This window comes from Neisseria sp. P0021.S006 (assembly GCF_051956895.1).
This window is the reverse complement of record NZ_JBQCWZ010001137.1, coordinates 1-485: the sequence shown is the minus strand read 5'-3', so window position 1 is coordinate 485 and position 485 is coordinate 1. Positions and strand designations below refer to the sequence as shown.

1 protein-coding gene is annotated in these 485 nt (G+C 53.2%); it reads left to right on the top strand.

What is annotated here, in order from left to right:
- The coding region (locus ACTHUM_RS19135) for a helix-hairpin-helix domain-containing protein (RefSeq protein ID WP_440403856.1) at positions 1-427 on the top strand (427 nt) is incomplete at its 5' end.
- Between the last annotated feature and the right edge of the window lie 58 nt (positions 428-485).

The window sequence follows — 485 nt, the reverse complement described above, 5'->3', positions numbered from 1 at the left end:
GTTGATTGACGGCGGCAAAGGGCAAATCGGCGTAGCCGTATCAGTATGGGAAGAACTCGGGCTGCACATTCCTTTGGTCGGTATCGCCAAAGGCCCCGAGCGCAAAGCTGGTATGGAAGAACTCATACTGCCTTTTACCGGCGAAGTCTTCCGCCTGCCGCCCAACAGCCCGGCTTTGCATTTATTGCAAACCGTACGCGATGAGTCGCACCGCTTTGCGATTACAGGCCACCGCAAAAAACGCGACAAAGCACGCGTTACTTCCTCACTCAGCGAAATCCCCGGTATCGGTAGCAAACGCCGTCAAGCATTGCTTACCCGATTCGGCGGTCTGCGCGGCGTGATTGCGGCCAGCCGCGAGGACTTGGAAAAAGTGGAAGGCATCAGCAAAGCCTTGGCAGAAACCATTTATGAGCATCTGCACTGATTGGCTTGAAGAGCAAAAAGGAACAATATGAAACCTGTCATCCTCAAAAATATCGAGA